This window comes from Pelagerythrobacter sp. Soil_C_18 (assembly GCF_057657235.1).
Window position 1 is genome coordinate 557,429 of sequence record NZ_JBDGIU010000001.1, and the last position, 14,031, is coordinate 571,459.

General features: G+C 66.7%; 20 protein-coding genes. 17 read left to right on the forward strand and 3 right to left on the reverse strand.

Translation table 11 applies throughout. The annotated features are described in order from the left end of the window. Window position 1: 1 nt before the first annotated feature. Together AC3A5N_RS02445 and AC3A5N_RS02450 are read left to right on the forward strand one after the other, a co-directional pair. Window positions 2–349, forward strand: coding sequence for a YbaN family protein (locus AC3A5N_RS02445; protein ID WP_203111522.1), 348 nt, complete (start codon window positions 2–4; stop codon window positions 347–349). 121 nt (window positions 350–470) lie between these two features. After that, the gene (locus AC3A5N_RS02450) at window positions 471–1,256 is read left to right on the forward strand and encodes a hypothetical protein (protein ID WP_487735713.1); all 786 of its coding nucleotides are present in this window, start codon (window positions 471–473) and stop codon (window positions 1,254–1,256) included. A 3-nt stretch (window positions 1,257–1,259) separates the two neighbouring features. On the opposite strand, the gene AC3A5N_RS02455 is transcribed toward AC3A5N_RS02450, so the two are convergent. Then, the gene (locus tag AC3A5N_RS02455) at window positions 1,260–1,793 is read right to left on the reverse strand and encodes a sterol desaturase family protein (RefSeq protein WP_487735714.1); all 534 of its coding nucleotides are present in this window, start codon (window positions 1,791–1,793) and stop codon (window positions 1,260–1,262) included. A gap of 18 nt (window positions 1,794–1,811) precedes the next feature. Then, on the reverse strand, window positions 1,812–2,213 hold the full coding sequence (locus tag AC3A5N_RS02460) for an acyl-CoA thioesterase (protein ID WP_487735715.1): 402 nt from the start codon (window positions 2,211–2,213) through the stop codon (window positions 1,812–1,814). Between the two features lie 138 nt (window positions 2,214–2,351). On the opposite strand from AC3A5N_RS02460, the gene leuC reads away from it, so the two are divergent. The 11 genes from leuC (at window position 2,352) to AC3A5N_RS02515 (ending at window position 9,435) form a co-directional block, all read left to right on the forward strand. After that, a complete protein-coding gene (leuC, locus tag AC3A5N_RS02465) occupies window positions 2,352–3,782 on the forward strand; it encodes a 3-isopropylmalate dehydratase large subunit (RefSeq protein ID WP_487735716.1) in 1,431 nt (476 codons plus the stop codon). Beyond that, window positions 3,779–4,183: a GFA family protein gene (locus AC3A5N_RS02470; RefSeq protein ID WP_487735717.1), complete on the forward strand. Its 405-nt coding sequence runs from the start codon at window positions 3,779–3,781 to the stop codon at window positions 4,181–4,183. Before leuC ends, AC3A5N_RS02470 begins: the two co-directional genes overlap by 4 nt. A 56-nt stretch (window positions 4,184–4,239) precedes the next feature. Then, window positions 4,240–5,061 (forward strand): N-acyl homoserine lactonase family protein, encoded by an 822-nt coding sequence (locus AC3A5N_RS02475; RefSeq protein ID WP_487735718.1) that lies wholly within the window; start codon window positions 4,240–4,242, stop codon window positions 5,059–5,061. A 2-nt stretch (window positions 5,062–5,063) separates the two neighbouring features. Further along, a complete protein-coding gene (locus tag AC3A5N_RS02480; protein ID WP_487735719.1) occupies window positions 5,064–5,552 on the forward strand; it encodes a DNA-deoxyinosine glycosylase in 489 nt (162 codons plus the stop codon). Between the two features lie 39 nt (window positions 5,553–5,591). Then, window positions 5,592–5,762 (forward strand): isopropylmalate isomerase, encoded by a 171-nt coding sequence (locus AC3A5N_RS02485; RefSeq protein WP_203109313.1) that lies wholly within the window; start codon window positions 5,592–5,594, stop codon window positions 5,760–5,762. Continuing rightward, window positions 5,762–6,364 carry a 3-isopropylmalate dehydratase small subunit gene (leuD, locus tag AC3A5N_RS02490; protein WP_487735720.1) on the forward strand — a complete coding sequence of 201 codons (603 nt, stop codon included), beginning with the start codon at window positions 5,762–5,764 and terminating at the stop codon, window positions 6,362–6,364. The genes AC3A5N_RS02485 and leuD overlap by 1 nt, the downstream gene beginning before the upstream one ends. After that, entirely contained in the window at window positions 6,361–7,359 is a 999-nt protein-coding gene (locus AC3A5N_RS02495; protein ID WP_487735721.1) for an NADPH:quinone oxidoreductase family protein, read from the forward strand. Before leuD ends, AC3A5N_RS02495 begins: the two co-directional genes overlap by 4 nt. A gap of 86 nt (window positions 7,360–7,445) precedes the next feature. Beyond that, window positions 7,446–7,769 (forward strand): DUF1476 domain-containing protein, encoded by a 324-nt coding sequence (locus AC3A5N_RS02500; RefSeq protein ID WP_487735722.1) that lies wholly within the window; start codon window positions 7,446–7,448, stop codon window positions 7,767–7,769. 22 nt (window positions 7,770–7,791) lie between these two features. Further along, on the forward strand, window positions 7,792–8,025 hold the full coding sequence (locus AC3A5N_RS02505; protein WP_487735723.1) for a BolA family protein: 234 nt from the start codon (window positions 7,792–7,794) through the stop codon (window positions 8,023–8,025). Between the two features lie 38 nt (window positions 8,026–8,063). Beyond that, window positions 8,064–8,390, forward strand: a complete 327-nt coding sequence (gene grxD, locus AC3A5N_RS02510) for a Grx4 family monothiol glutaredoxin (protein ID WP_129522950.1) — start codon at window positions 8,064–8,066, stop codon at window positions 8,388–8,390. Window positions 8,391–8,661: 271 nt separating this feature from the next. Next, a complete protein-coding gene (locus tag AC3A5N_RS02515) occupies window positions 8,662–9,435 on the forward strand; it encodes an NUDIX hydrolase (RefSeq protein WP_487735724.1) in 774 nt (257 codons plus the stop codon). Between the two features lie 21 nt (window positions 9,436–9,456). On the opposite strand, the gene AC3A5N_RS02520 is transcribed toward AC3A5N_RS02515, so the two are convergent. Next, window positions 9,457–11,199 (reverse strand): DEAD/DEAH box helicase, encoded by a 1,743-nt coding sequence (locus tag AC3A5N_RS02520; RefSeq protein WP_487735725.1) that lies wholly within the window; start codon window positions 11,197–11,199, stop codon window positions 9,457–9,459. A gap of 507 nt (window positions 11,200–11,706) precedes the next feature. On the opposite strand from AC3A5N_RS02520, the gene AC3A5N_RS02525 reads away from it, so the two are divergent. From AC3A5N_RS02525 to AC3A5N_RS02540, 4 genes are all read left to right on the forward strand, one after another. Then, complete coding sequence (locus AC3A5N_RS02525) at window positions 11,707–11,997, forward strand: hypothetical protein (RefSeq protein WP_487735726.1); 291 nt, start codon at window positions 11,707–11,709, stop codon at window positions 11,995–11,997. Window positions 11,998–12,077: 80 nt separating this feature from the next. Then, window positions 12,078–12,326 carry a hypothetical protein gene (locus tag AC3A5N_RS02530; protein ID WP_487735727.1) on the forward strand — a complete coding sequence of 83 codons (249 nt, stop codon included), beginning with the start codon at window positions 12,078–12,080 and terminating at the stop codon, window positions 12,324–12,326. A 3-nt stretch (window positions 12,327–12,329) separates the two neighbouring features. Beyond that, window positions 12,330–13,481: a tyrosine-type recombinase/integrase gene (locus AC3A5N_RS02535; RefSeq protein ID WP_487735728.1), complete on the forward strand. Its 1,152-nt coding sequence runs from the start codon at window positions 12,330–12,332 to the stop codon at window positions 13,479–13,481. Continuing rightward, the gene (locus tag AC3A5N_RS02540; RefSeq protein WP_487735729.1) at window positions 13,481–14,020 is read left to right on the forward strand and encodes a hypothetical protein; all 540 of its coding nucleotides are present in this window, start codon (window positions 13,481–13,483) and stop codon (window positions 14,018–14,020) included. The genes AC3A5N_RS02535 and AC3A5N_RS02540 overlap by 1 nt, the downstream gene beginning before the upstream one ends. The last annotated feature ends 11 nt before the right edge of the window (window positions 14,021–14,031 follow it).

A 14,031-nucleotide genomic window follows, 5' to 3' on the forward strand; every position in this document is an offset into this window, starting at 1 on the left:
CATGCGCCGCCTCTATCTGGCGGGCGGTATCCTCGCGGTCGGGCTCGGGGCGGTCGGCGCCTTCCTGCCGATCATGCCGACGGTGCCGTTTCTGCTGCTGGCCGTCTATTGCTTCGCGCGCAGCAATCCCGAGTGGGAGCAGCGCATCCTCGACCATCCGCACTGGGGGCCGCAAGTGCGCGACTGGCGCGAGCGGCGCGCGATCTCGCGCCGGGCCAAGACCCTGGCGATCGGCGCGATGACCGTCGGCGCGGTGTTCACCTGGTACACGCTCGGCCATCCCTGGTACTGGATCTCGATCGCAATCCTCGTGGTCGCCGGCAGCTGGATCGCCACCCGCAACGAATAGCGCAACGAGGCGAGCCGCACGGATTAAACCGCGGCCGCCATCCGTTGTCCGATCGGAACCTGTTCTGCCGATCGGAGACGATGACTTGCCTTACCTTCGCGCCTGCCTACTGCCCTTGTCCTTGCTCGCCCTCACCGTGCCGCTCGCCGCACAGCAGCGCGAGGAAGTGAAACCCGAGGCCGCCTCCGAGGGCGACAACACTGCGGTGGAATTCTTCTCCGGCGCAGAATATCAGGAGATCGAGCTGAACGACGGGCGCAAGGTCGAGAAGTTCTCGATACCCGTCGCCGCGCAAGTGACGGCCGGGCGCGTGCGCCTCACGGCCCAGCTTCCCTACATGCGCGTGAAGGCGCCCGGAGACGTTGTGGTGCCGAGCGGCCCGCTCGGTCTCCCCATCCTCGTCGATCCAGCCGGTCCGCCCGAAATCAGCACGCGCGAGGGGATCGGCGACCTGCGGGTCGATGCGGCCTACCAGCTTCCGATCCCCGGCGTGAACGCCTCGCTGAGCGGCGGCGTGAAGCTTCCCACCGCCTCGACCGAGAAGGGCCTCGGCACCGGCAAGACCGATTACCGCGTCGGCGCCGATCTCTCCAAGACGGTCGGGGCCGTGACGCCGTTCGCGGGGGTGAGCTACACCAAAGTCGGCGATCCGGCGGACTACGATCTGGAGAACACGCTCGCCGGCCATGCAGGCGCCGCGGTGCGCCTCGGCAAATCGGCCTCGGCCCATCTGGGCTACAGCTACGAGGAGAACGCCAGCGGCCTTGTCGACGATCAGCAGCGCGTCTTCGGTGGGGTCAACACCGCGCTGGGGAGTGGGCTGTCGCTTGGCCTCTACGGCTCGGCCGGCGTGACCGGCCCGACGGACCTCGGTGCGGGCATCAGCCTCGGCGTGCGGCTGGACTGAGGCTCAGCCCCCGGCGCTCCCGCGCAGCGTCGCCAGCCCCGCCTCGCGCTGGCGTCTCAGCTCCGCCTTCAGCTTCGCCGGATCGCGGGCGAAGACGAAGCCGAAGCTCACCCCGCCTTCCTTGCCCACGGTCGCGTGGTGGAGCTTGTGCGCCTGGACCAGCCGCCGGGCATAGCCGCGCTTCGGCACCCACCGGAAATAGCGTTGGTGGACCAGTCCATCGTGCACCAGTGTGTAGATCACGCCGTAGATCAGCACGCCGAGCCCGATCCATGTCCCCGGCCACCACGCACCCGCGCCCATCACCAGCGGGCTGCCGAGCGCGAACATGGCGATGCTCAGCGCCGCGCCGACGATGGCGAAGCGGTCGTTCCTCTCCAGCACCTTGCCGTGCGGCTCGTGATGATCGCGGTGCCAGGCCCAGCCGAACCCGTGCATGACGTACTTGTGGCTCGCCCACGCGATCCCCTCCATCGCGATCACGGTGGTGACGACGATAAGGGTTGGGACGATCAGGGCAGGCACGATCACGCTCATGACGAGCAAGACTATACCTTAGTCGTCCTTGGGAAAGAAGAACCGCGAGACTTCCTCGCCGATCCGCGCGGGGCGCAGGGTCTCGGCATCGATGCAGCACCAGCTCGATTTCACTTCGGCCAGCACTTCCTCCCCGCGGTGGATCACGGTGGAGTAGAACGCCCGCGCGCCCTTGATGCTCTCGAGCACGGTGCGCGCGATCACGTCGTCCTCCAGGAAGGCGGGCTTGCGGTAGGTGATCTCGTGCTTGAGCGCGACCCAGGCCTTGCTCGCCACCTCGTCCGACGGGGCGAGCTTGCGCCAGTGCGCGAGCACCGCGTCCTGCACCCAGCCGAGATAGCGCGCGTTGTTCACGTGCCCCATAAAATCGATATCGGCCGGCTGGACCTTGATCGGAAATGCGAATGACCTTGCTGACATACCTGTAAGCTATCAGAATTCCGTTGCAATTGCATTGCAAATCTCAGGGTAAAACGCCCCGTGCGCCACGCGGATCCTTGAGCGCGATCAAGTTTTCCCATCTTGTCGGGCGCCGGCTGCAGGCATAGCCCCGCAGTCATGTCCAACGCCCCCCGCACGCTCTACGAGAAGATCTGGGACGCCCACGTCGTCGAAACCCGCGACGACGGCACCAGCCTGATCTTCATCGATCGCCACCTGGTCCACGAAGTCACCAGCCCGCAGGCCTTCGAGGCGCTGCGCGCCGGCGGCCGCACCGTCCGCCGCCCCGATCTCACCCTCGCCGTGCCCGATCACAACCTGCCGACGACCGCGCGCCTCGACTCGGCCGGCAACACGATCCCGATCGCCGACCCGCAGAGCGCCGCCCAGCTCGCCGCGCTCGAGCGCAACGCGCCCGAATTCGGCATCCGCTACATCGGCGCGACCGCACCCGAGCAGGGTATCGTCCACGTCGTCGGGCCCGAGCAGGGCTTCTCCCTCCCCGGCGCGACGATCGTCTGCGGCGACAGTCACACCGCGGCGCATGGCGGGATCGGCGCACTCGCCTTCGGCATCGGCACCAGCGAGGTCGAGCACGTGCTCGCCACGCAGACCCTGCTGCTCAAGCGATCGAAGGCGATGGAAGTCCGCGTCGAAGGCGATCTCGGCCCCGGCATCACCCCCAAAGACCTGATCCTGCACGTGATCGGCGTGATCGGCACTGCCGGCGGCACCGGCCACGTGATCGAATACCGCGGCCGCGTGTTCGAGCAGATGAGCGTCGAAGGCCGCCTCACCGTCTGCAACATGAGCATCGAGGGCGGCGCCCGCGCCGGCCTGATCGCGCCGGACGAGACGACCTTCGCCTACCTGAAGGGCCGTCCCTACGCCCCGAAGGGCGAGGAGTGGGACCGCGCCGTCGCCTGGTGGCGCACGCTGCGGACCGACGAGGGCGCCGTGTTCGACAAGTCGGTGGTGATCGACGCCCGCGACGTCGCGCCGACCGTCACCTGGGGCACCAGCCCGGAGGACGTCGCCCCGATCGGCGGCACCATCCCTGCCCCCGAGAGCTTCGCCGACCCCTCCAAGCAGGAAGCCGCGCGCAAGAGCCTCGCCTACATGGGCCTCGAACCCGGCCAGCGTCTCGCCGACGTGGCGATCGAGAACGTCTTCATCGGCAGCTGCACCAACAGCCGGATCGAGGACCTGCGCGCCGCCGCCGCGGTCCTGCGCGGGCGGCACAAGGCCGACGGCGTCCGGTGGGCGATCGTCGTCCCCGGATCGGGGCTGGTGAAGCACCAGGCCGAGGCCGAGGGACTGGACAAGGTCTTCACCGGCGCCGGCTTCGAATGGCGCGAGCCGGGCTGCTCGGCCTGCCTCGCGATGAACCCCGACAAAGTCCCCGCCGGCGAGCGCTGCGCCTCCACCAGCAACCGCAACTTCGTCGGCCGACAGGGCCCCGGCGCCCGCACTCACCTGATGAGCCCGGCCATGGCGGCGGCGGCCGCGGTGACCGGCCGGCTCACGGACGTGCGCGAGCTGACGTGATCGGGCACTGCCTCTGCCGCCGCGTGCGGATCAAGGTCCCCGGCACGCCGGATCAGATCGGCATCTGCAATTGCCGCCTGTGCCGCAGTTCGGGCGCGGCCTGGGGCTATTTCGATCCGGCCGAGGTAAAGGTCGATGGCGAGGTTTCGGACTATTCGCGGGAAGACCTCGACGACCCCTGGCTCGTGCTCCATTTCTGCCCGCGCTGCGGCGCGACCACGCATTATACTGCCAGCGGCGCGCATCCGCTGGACCGCATCGGCGTCAACACCCGGCTGTTCGTGCAGGACGAGCTGGACGGGGTCGAGGTCAGCTATCAGGACGGCCGCTGCGTATTCGACGAGGACGATGAATTCATCGAGACCGGCACCGGCCACATCGGCGACGGCAAGGCCTTCTGAACGCTTGACCCCTGCGCCCCACACGCCGCACAACCGCGGGCGGGTAGGACAAGACGATGAAACGACTTCTGGCAATCGCACTCGCCTGCGCGCCTGTGGCGGCCACCGCGGCCGAGCAGGCGCCCGACGTAAGCCTCACCCGGCTCGACTGCGGGCGCGCGACCGAGCCGTGGCCGCTCAACGCATTCGACGACACCGGCGGCACGGCCGATCTGAAGAAGGCGATCGTCGGATCGTGCTATCTCATCCGGCACGGCGAGCGGCTGATGATCTGGGACACGGGCATCGACCCGGCCACCAGCGGCGACCCCGACGGCGGCTTCCTGCTCGACCGGACTCTCGTCGAACAATTGGCGCAGCTCGGCCTGGCTCCGGCGGACATCGAGTTCGTCGGCGTGAGCCACTACCACTACGACCATACCGGCCAGGCGAAGGCCTTTCCGCAGGCCACCCTGCTGATCGGCGAGGAGGACTGGCAGGCGATCACGCACGATCCGCCGCTCGGCAACGCCAACCCGGCGAACTTTCCCGCCTGGGTCTCGGGCCAGGCGAAGGTCGAGGCATTTGCCGGCGACAAGGACGTGTTCGGCGACGGCAGCGTGCGCATCCTAGCCATGCCCGGCCACACGCCCGGGCACCATTCGCTGCTCGTCCGCCTACCCGAGACCGGGCCGGTCCTCCTTACCGGTGACCTCGCGCACTTCGCCGAGAACTACGAACGCGAAGGGGTGCCAACGTTCAACACCGACCGCGCCGACACGCTCGCCTCGTTCGACCGGTTCAAGAAGATGGCGAAGAACCTCGGCGCGAAAGTAATCATCCAGCACGAACCGGCCGATGTCGCCAAACTGCCCGCCTTCCCGGAGGCTGCCCGCTGACCGTGCGCAAGTCCGCCTTCGCCGCGGTCGCCGCGCCCGATGCGCGGGTGCTGATCCTCGGCAGCCTGCCGGGCGAAGCCTCGCTCGCCGCGCGGCGGTACTACGCGCATCCGCAGAACCGGTTCTGGCACCTCGTCGGCCGCGCAATCGGCGTGGATCTGGCGGCGCTCGACTACGATGATCGGCTTGAAACCCTCAAGGCGCATCGGATCGCGCTGTGGGATACGGTCGCCTCGGCGCACCGGATCGGCAGCGGCGACGCGGCGATCCGCGAGGCGGAGCACGCGCCGCTGGCCGAACTCCTCACCACGCTGCCGGCCCTGCGCGCCGTCGCCTTCAATGGCCGCAAGAGCGCCGCAATCGGGCGGCCGCAACTCGCCGGCAGCGATCTGGCGCTGATCGACCTGCCTTCCTCCTCCCCCGCCTACGCCGCCATGCCGCTGGTCGAGAAAGAGCGCCTTTGGGCGCGTCTAGCCGATTTCCTCGCCTGACCCCTTGCCAAGAATCCGCGGGCCTCGCATGAAAGCCCGATGACCAAGAAACTCCCCAGTTCGCTCGGCGGAAAGGCCGCTCTCGCGGGCGCCGCGATCGGATCGGCGGCCATTGCCGCCGCCATGCTCTACGCCTCGAAGCGCAAGCCGAAGAACGCGCCGACCCAACCCGGCCCGATCCCGTCCGGCGAAAAGCCGGAGACCGATTGATGGAGCCGGTCTCGACCATAGAGGGGCGCGCGATTCCGTTCGGCGCCAAGAACGTCGACACCGACGTGATCATCCCGGCGCACTGGCTCAAGACGGTAACCCGCGACGGTCTGGGGCGCGGCGCGTTCGAGACGGTGCGGGCGCAGTCCGGCAACGTGTTCGACGATCCCGAGTTCGCGGGCGCCCCGATCCTGATCGCGGGCGACAACTTCGGCTGCGGGTCGAGCCGCGAGCATGCCGCCTGGGCGATCCTGGACCTCGGCATTCGCGCGGTGATCGCGCCCAGCTTCTCCGACATTTTCAGCGGCAATGCGTTCAAGAACGGCATCCTGACCGTGGCCCTGCCGCAGGATCAGGTCGACCGCCTGCTCGAAGTCGCGCGCGAGCACCCGGTCTCGATCGATCTCGAGAACCAGACCGTCACCACGCCCTTCCAGGATCGCTTCACGTTCGAAATCGATCCGTTCCGTAAGCACTGCCTGCTGGAAGGGCTCGACGAAGTCGGGCTCACGCTTACCCGTGACACGGCAATCGCAGATTACGAGAAGCGCCAGGCGCAGGAACTGCCCTGGCTGGCAAAACCTATGGAGAGAGCTGCATGAAAGCACTGCGCACCCACGCCGTCGGCGGACCCGACACCCTCACGCTGGATGAAGTGGAGGTGCCGCAGCCGGCCAAGGGGCAGGTGCTGGTCGACGTGAAGGCCTGCGCGATCAACTTTCCCGACACGCTGATGATCCGCGACCTCTACCAGTTCAAGCCGGAGCGGCCCTACGCGCCCGGCGGCGAGATCGCGGGCGTGATCGAGGCGGTCGGTGAAGGCGTCGAAGGCTGGCAGGTCGGCGACCGCGTGCTCGCGGGGATCGGCAACGGCGGACTGGCGGAGAAAGTCTGCGTGCCGGCCGCGCGCATGTTCGCAGTGCCCGAAGGGGTGCCGTTCGAAAAGGCCGCCTCGCTGATGATGACTTACGGCACGACGATCCACGGCCTCAAGGATCGCGGCCACATCAAGGAAGGCGACGTGCTGCTCGTGCTCGGCGCGGCGGGGGGCGTCGGTCTCTCTGCGGTCGAGCTCGGCAAGGCCTACGGCGCGCGGGTGATTGCCGCCGTCTCCAGCGAGGAGAAGGGCGAAGTTGCCCGCCGGGCCGGGGCGGACGAGGTGGTCATCTATCCCAAGGGCGAGATGGACAAGGCGGCCAGCAAGGATCTCGCCAGCGCGTTCAAGGCCGCCTGTGGGCCCGAGGGCGCGAACATCGTCTACGACGTCGTCGGCGGTCAGTATTCGGAGCCGGCGCTGCGCGCGATCGCGTGGGAGGGGCGCTTCCTGGTGGTCGGCTTCCCGGCGGGCATCGCGAAGATGCCGCTCAACCTCACGCTGCTGAAGTCGTGCGACATCTGCGGTGTGTTCTGGGGCGCTTTCACCGCGCGCGAGCCCGAGCGGTTCCGCGCTCAGGTGGACGAGCTGTTCGACCTGCTGAGGACCGGCCGGATCGACCCGCTGATCTCCGAGACGTTCCCGCTCGAACGCGGCGGGGAGGCGATCGCCAAGCTGGAGAACAGGCAGGCGGTCGGCAAGCTCGTGGTGACGATGGACTGACGGCCGGGACCGGCCCGGTCACTGCGCGCTTGCCCGGGCGGCGGCGTCGGCCTATTTCGGCGACCGAACCAACCCGAGAGGACTCCATGACCGATTTCAAGGATCGCGAGCGCGCGGAAGAAGCCAAGTTTGCGATGGACGGGGAAACCGCGTTTCGCGTTGCGGCGCGGCGCAACCGTCTGCTGGGCGAATGGGCCGCCGGCCTGATGGGCCTCACCGCCGAGGAAGCCGATGCCTACAAGAAGGCCGTCGTCCAGGCCGACTTCGAGGAAGCGGGCGACGAGGACGTGATCCGCAAGCTGCTCGGCGATCTCACCGCCGCCGAATGCGACGTCAGCGAAGCCGACATCCGTGCCAAGCTCGACGAGAAGGCCATCGAGGCCCGCCGCCAGTTGATGAGCGAAAGCTGATCGGCGCATCGAGGAACCTGCCATGCCGATGAGCGCTGCCGAAATCGAAGGGATGATCAAGTCCGCCCTGCCCGACGCCGAAGTCGAGATCCGCGATCTTGCGGGCGACGGCGACCACTATGCGGCGCACGTCGTCTCCCCCGCCTTCACCGGAAAGAGCCGGGTGCAGCAGCACAAGATGGTCTACGAGGCGCTCGGCGGGAAGATGGGCGGCGTGCTTCACGCCTTGCAACTCACCACGCAAGCGCCCACCTGACTCCCACGACTTGAAATACCTGAGTGGAAGTTTTTCCCATGTCCGATACCAATGAACGCATTTCCGGCATCGTCGGCGAGAACGATGTGGTCCTCTTCATGAAGGGCACGCCGCTGTTCCCGCAGTGCGGCTTCTCCAGCCGTGCGGTGGCGATCCTCGAGCACTGCGGCGTCTCTTACGAGAGCGTGGACGTGCTGCAGGACATGGAGGTCCGGCAGGGGATCAAGGCCTTCTCCGACTGGCCGACCATTCCGCAGCTCTATGTGAAGGGCGAATTCGTCGGCGGCAGCGACATCATGATGGAGATGTTCGAAGCCGGCGAACTTCAGGAACTTCTCACCGAAAAGCAGGTCGCCAAGGCCTGACCTTCCGCTTGGCGGATGCAGAAAGGGCCCGTCCGATTTCTCGGGCGGGCCCTTTCGCTTGCGGGGAGACGGCGCCGGGAGACTGGGGGTGGCGCCGCCTCGTTCGAAGACCACTGTGGGTGCGGCCTGCGATGCATCCCCCGTGCCAGTTCGGCAGAATGGCGCGGAACGGCGGGCGACGAAGGTGAAGCCGCATTAACCCTGCGCCCCGGGTGTCAGAAATCCCGACACCCTCTTGGCATCCCGCCCGCGCGGCTCCACAGTCCCTCCGATGAGCGACACCCCCGCAGACGGCATCCCCGCCGCCACCCTCGTGATCTTCCGCCGCGGCCCCGGGGGCGGTCCCCCCGAACTTCTAATGGTCACACGCGCAAACTTCATGAAGTTTGCCGCCGGCGCCGCCGTCTTCCCCGGCGGAAGAGTCGACCCTGCGGATCGCGATCTTGCGGGCGGTCTCCCGGGCATCGGCGACACCGATGAAGCCGCACATCGCATCGCCGCGATCCGCGAAACGCTGGAGGAGACCGGCCTCGCGGTCGGCCTCGCCGGCCGAGTGGATGCGGAACGCGCGCGCGAGGCGCGGCAACTGCTGCTCGAGGCCGGGGCGCTGGCGCCCGTGCTCGAGGCGATGGACTGGTCGCTCGATCTCGAGGCGATCGTCCCCTTCGCCCGCTGGTTCCCCAAGAACGAGCGCCTGCCGCGGGTGTTCGACACGCGCTTCTATCTCGCCGACCTCGGCACCGGCGCCGTCGACATCGCGGTCGACGCGACGGAGAACACGCGCCTGTTCTGGGTCACCGCACGCGACGCGCTCGCTGCCGCCGACCGCGGAGAAATCAGCGTGATCTTCCCGACCCGCCGCAACCTGGAACGCCTCGCGCAGTTCGACGATTTCGACGCCGCCCTCAGCGACTGCGCAGCCTACCCCCCTCGCATGATCACCCCCTTCTTCGAGGAGCACGACGGCGAAGGCTGGATCTGCATTCCCGACGATGCCGGCTACCCCGTCACCCGCGAGCGCCTGCAGGGTCTCAGCCGCGGCTAGCGATCGCGCCGGGCAGCGTCGTCACACATTCCGCTCCTTGCGGCCGCGAGGCTTGTGCTTTGCGCCCGGCCGCCCTTTCGGAGCGCCCGGCCCTGGCTTCCGGCCGCCCTTGTGCGAAAACTTGTTCGGCTTGGCGCTACGGTTGACGTGGGCAGCCTGGCGCGGGCCTTCCGACGGTTCGATCCGCACGCCTTCATCGTCGCTCTCGTCCCGTGCCGTGCGTTCGAGCGCGGCACCGAACTTCTCGGCAATGGCACGCGGTATCTGGAAGTGGGTCTCGTTGGCGCCGATGCGGATCGCCCCGACCTCGTTGCGGGTGATGTGACCGCGGCGGCATAGCAGCGGCAGTATCCAGCGCGGGTCGGCATTCTGCCGGCGCCCGATATCCATACGGAACCAGACAGTATCGTCGAACCCCGGACGGTGCCGGTCCTGCTGCGCGGCACGCTGCGCCTCGGGCGTGTTCTCCAGCATTTCTTCCGGCTGCGGCATCGCCGCGCGATGCGCGCGCACCAGCGCGGCGGCGATATCCTCCGGCGAGCGCTCGGCCAGCAGACGCTGGGCGAGAGCGCGGTCCTCGTCGTCGAATTCGGCCGGCTGCAGGAGCGCCGCGAGCAGGCGTTCGCGGTCCCGCGTGCGGATCGCATCCGGGGTCGGCGCATCGATCCAGTCGGCCTTGATCTTGGCGCCGCGCAGCATCGATTCCACACGCTTGCGCCGGGGGAACGGCACGATCAGCACCGCGGTGCCCTTCTTCCCGGCACGGCCGGTCCGGCCCGACCGGTGCTGGAGCGTTTCCGCATCGCGGGGCAAGTCGACATGGACGACGAGGCTGAGGCTCGGCAGATCGATGCCGCGCGCCGCGACGTCGGTGGCGACGCAGACGCGCGCGCGCCGGTCGCGCAGGGCCTGAAGAGCCTGGTTGCGCTCCGATTGCGAATGTTCGCCCGACAGCGCGACGACCGCGAAGCCGCGCTCCTGCAGCGTCGCGTGGAGCCGCCGGACATTGTCGCGGGTGGCGCAGAAGAGAATGGCCGTCTCCGCTTCGTGGAAACGCAGCAGATTGACCGCCGCCGCCTCGACTTCCGCTGGCGAGACCGTGATCACCTGGAAGGCGATGTCGCCGTGGCCGCGATCGTCGCCCGCGGTCGATATCCGCAGGGCGCCTCGCTGGTAGCGCTCGGCCAGCGCCACGATCGGTTTGGGCATCGTGGCGGAAAACAGTAGCGTGCGCCGCTCTGCGGGGGTCGCGTCGAGGATCTCCTCGAGATCCTCGCGGAAGCCCATATCGAGCATCTCGTCCGCTTCGTCGAGCACGACTTCCCGGAGGTTCGACAAATCGAGCGCCCCCCGCTCGAGATGGTCGCGCAGTCGTCCCGGCGTTCCGACGACGACATGCGGACCGGCCCGCAGCGCGCGCCGTTCCTTCGATGCGTCCATGCCGCCGACACAGGTCGCAATGCGAGCGCCGGCCTTGGCATAGAGCCAAGCCAGTTCGCGGCTGACCTGCAGGGCCAGCTCACGCGTCGGCGCGATCACCAGTGCGAGCGGCGACTGGGTTGGCGCCCCGAGGCCGTCGAGCAGGTCGCAGGCCATGGAAAGGCCGAACGCGACGGTCTTGCCCGAACCGGTCTGCGCCGAGACGATGAGGTCGCGGCCGGCAGCCTCGGGTGCGAGAACGGCCGTCTGGACGGCAGTCAGCTCGGCATAGCCGCGCTCGGCGAGTGCTTCGCCAAGCATTGGCGGGAGAGTGGAAAAGGTCATGATGCTCACTAATGGACCAAGCCGCCATAAGAACGGCGGAGCGGAGGGATGTTCCCGGCAAGCGGTCCCTGCGGGCTCGGTCATGGAAATTGCGGCCGCTTCGCCGGCCGGTCGCCTCACTGGCGACGGCGGCTCCATACACGATCGGCACCCGTTTGGCTTCCCCTGATTTCATCCCGTGGCGATCCTGTCACCCGGACCGTCCGTCGGGGTCGACGGGATCACAAACGTGAGGGCCCGAAATTGGACAGCTTTGAGGAGGTGGCGCGCCCGGCAGGACTCGAACCTGCTACCTCAAGATTAGAAGTTAGGTCGATCGGTTACCATAAGGCCTCAAGAGCGCAGAAATCCGCCATTCCCGCTTTCCCATACTTCTTTTCGTTTGCATGTTACCTCAAACGAAGTTACCTATTTCGTTACCTGACACCCATAAGGTAACAGGCGAGCCGAGCGGAAGCTGGAACCTTCCGGCCCGGCTCTGACCACAACGATCCTAAGGAGATCATCATGGCTACTGAAACGGTACAGGTCGAATCGCTTGGCGGAAATCCCATCCAGGGAATGGTTCAACAGCTCAGCTTGCTGCAGTCGCAGTGCTACAAGGTCCGGGCGCTCGCCTACAGCATCGAGGATGCAAACGAGCACGCCACCGAAAAAGCCGAACCTAGAGCTTGGTCGGTCATCGACGCGAGCAGTACTCTAATCGCCGACTTGATAGATGATATACTTAGGAAGTCTGAAGAGATTGAGCGGGGGATCTCTGGCCTGCGCACGTCTGTAAAGGTGACTGAGTTGTGAGCGCGCCAGATGCTTGCAATGTCTTGCCGTTTGCGCTTCCCGATCGCCCGATAGTTACGATCGAGTCCGAACGCGTGCTGGTGAAGGTACGTCATCGCACGCGCTGGTATGTCTGCACCCGGCGGCTCGGCGAGCCTGTGAAGCGCCTCTGGGTGCGCACGCGGCAGGACGCGGCCGGCATCGCCGAGCTTCTGCGTAAGCACTTTGCCGAAGTCGAGGCGCTGGAGCGTGATCCTGCCTTCCAGCGGTTTAGAGCGCGATGGCAACAGATGAGCGAGGCGGAGCGGGACGAGATGCGCGATAATATAAGCCGCGCGCAGAGGGACTAAGCCATGCTGACCGACACGAAGATCGTAGCGATCAAGCCCCCCGCGAAGGGGCAGCAAGAGCATCCCGATCAAAAAGTGACGGGGCTGCGGCTTCGTGTCGGTGCTGGCGGCGCCAAGACGTGGATCGTCCGGCGCCGCGTTGGCGAGAAGGTTATCAACCGAAAGCTCGGCACGTATCCGGCGATGAAGCTGGCTCAGGCTCGTGTTGCGGCCGAAGCCATGATTGCTTCACTGGAACGCGATGGCAGCACAGACGGGATAGACCGGACGTTCGAGGACGCCGCGCAAGCATGGATCGCAGCGAAGAGGCGGCCCGATCTGATCCGGCGACAACTGGAACTGCACGTCTATCCGCAGTGGCGCAATCGCAAGCTCGCCGACATCAAACGGCGCGAAGTGCGCGAGCTTGTTCAGGGCCTCGAAGGCGACGTTCTGCCGAACCGCGTGCTGGCCACCATTAAGACGGTGTTCGGCTATGCGATATCGCAGGATTGGATCGAGACATCACCAGCCGATCGGATCGAAAAGCCGAATAGCGAGACTGCCCGCGACCGCGTTCTGAATATGGATGAGATTGCGCGCGTGTGGGGAACCGCGGGCTTACTCGGCTATCCGATAGGGCCATGGGCGCGCGTGTTGTTGCTAACCGCACAGAGGCGTAGCGAGGTCGCCGGGATGCGATGGGCAGACCTCGACCTTGAGAGCGCCACATGGACGCTCTCAGCGGCCGACACGAAGGCCAAGCGGTCGCACCTGGTGCCGCTGGCACCCGCCACGGTCCAAATCATCAAGGCCATGCCGATCGTTGGCGACTATGTTTTCTCGACGACGACAAACGCGCCAATCCGAGGGTTTGCGCGGGCGAAGTCGCAAATCGACCAATGGCTGGACAGCAAGGGTGCGGGCATCTCCGAGCCTTGGCGCTTCCATGATCTACGGCGAACGGCTGCAACGCACATGGTGCGGCTCGGCATTCCCGAGCTTGTCGTCTCTCGCGTCCTGAATCATCGCGTCCAAGGGGTCACTGGACAAGTCTACGCCCTTCACTCCTACGCCCCCGAAAAGCGCCATGCGCTCGAAGCATGGGCGGCAGAAGTCGATCGGGCGGTGAATGGCGACCGCGGCGACAACGTAGTGCGAATGGAGCGCGGATAATGCCCGGCGGCGCTGTTATTCCCATTCCGCCACAGATCGAACGCGCAATCGGACGGATGGCACCGGACGCGGATTGGCAAAGCATTCGATCCGCTGCGGTGAACTTTCAGCTAGAACGCGATCACATTCCGAAGGCAGAGAGCCCGAGCGAAACACGCGCATCTTTGAGCGGGATCGTGGAACGCGCGGTCCTACTCCGCCGGGACTTAATAATGCTCCGCGAAGAAAGCACGGAGGCGATGGGTGGCTGGCCAGTGATCCATGCGACTGCCGATCAGCTTTCGCTGCTCATCAATGCGAGCAAGGCCGGACACAACGAGATCGAGCCTAGGGGCGGGAGGCCCGTCAGCCTCCGCAAGAGCTTCGTTCGCAACATTGCCGGAATTCTCGCGGCGGCGGGCTATGAGATCGACAGCAAACCAAACGGTTTGCTTGTGGCCATCGTCTCTGAATTGCTCGACCTTTACGGAGAGAAGCCTGCGCACGTCCCTGCGATGGTGCGGGATGCGATAAGAGAAAACCCCACTCAGGGGGCCTAGTTTCCTCGCCT

What these genes read in the sequence shown, in the direction of transcription:
- AC3A5N_RS02445 (WP_203111522.1), top strand. Translation starts at nt 2, where the DNA reads ATGCGCCGCCTCTATCTGGCGGGCGGTATCCTCGCGGTCGGGCTCGGG.
- AC3A5N_RS02455 (WP_487735714.1), bottom strand. Translation starts at nt 1,793, where the DNA reads ATGAGCGTGATCGTGCCTGCCCTGATCGTCCCAACCCTTATCGTCGTC.
- AC3A5N_RS02460 (WP_487735715.1), bottom strand. Translation starts at nt 2,213, where the DNA reads ATGTCAGCAAGGTCATTCGCATTTCCGATCAAGGTCCAGCCGGCCGAT.
- leuC (WP_487735716.1), top strand. Translation starts at nt 2,352, where the DNA reads ATGTCCAACGCCCCCCGCACGCTCTACGAGAAGATCTGGGACGCCCAC.
- AC3A5N_RS02475 (WP_487735718.1), top strand. Translation starts at nt 4,240, where the DNA reads ATGAAACGACTTCTGGCAATCGCACTCGCCTGCGCGCCTGTGGCGGCC.
- AC3A5N_RS02485 (WP_203109313.1), top strand. Translation starts at nt 5,592, where the DNA reads ATGACCAAGAAACTCCCCAGTTCGCTCGGCGGAAAGGCCGCTCTCGCG.
- leuD (WP_487735720.1), top strand. Translation starts at nt 5,762, where the DNA reads ATGGAGCCGGTCTCGACCATAGAGGGGCGCGCGATTCCGTTCGGCGCC.
- AC3A5N_RS02495 (WP_487735721.1), top strand. Translation starts at nt 6,361, where the DNA reads ATGAAAGCACTGCGCACCCACGCCGTCGGCGGACCCGACACCCTCACG.
- AC3A5N_RS02500 (WP_487735722.1), top strand. Translation starts at nt 7,446, where the DNA reads ATGACCGATTTCAAGGATCGCGAGCGCGCGGAAGAAGCCAAGTTTGCG.
- AC3A5N_RS02505 (WP_487735723.1), top strand. Translation starts at nt 7,792, where the DNA reads ATGCCGATGAGCGCTGCCGAAATCGAAGGGATGATCAAGTCCGCCCTG.
- grxD (WP_129522950.1), top strand. Translation starts at nt 8,064, where the DNA reads ATGTCCGATACCAATGAACGCATTTCCGGCATCGTCGGCGAGAACGAT.
- AC3A5N_RS02515 (WP_487735724.1), top strand. Translation starts at nt 8,662, where the DNA reads ATGAGCGACACCCCCGCAGACGGCATCCCCGCCGCCACCCTCGTGATC.
- AC3A5N_RS02520 (WP_487735725.1), bottom strand. Translation starts at nt 11,199, where the DNA reads ATGACCTTTTCCACTCTCCCGCCAATGCTTGGCGAAGCACTCGCCGAG.
- AC3A5N_RS02525 (WP_487735726.1), top strand. Translation starts at nt 11,707, where the DNA reads ATGGCTACTGAAACGGTACAGGTCGAATCGCTTGGCGGAAATCCCATC.
- AC3A5N_RS02535 (WP_487735728.1), top strand. Translation starts at nt 12,330, where the DNA reads ATGCTGACCGACACGAAGATCGTAGCGATCAAGCCCCCCGCGAAGGGG.
- AC3A5N_RS02540 (WP_487735729.1), top strand. Translation starts at nt 13,481, where the DNA reads ATGCCCGGCGGCGCTGTTATTCCCATTCCGCCACAGATCGAACGCGCA.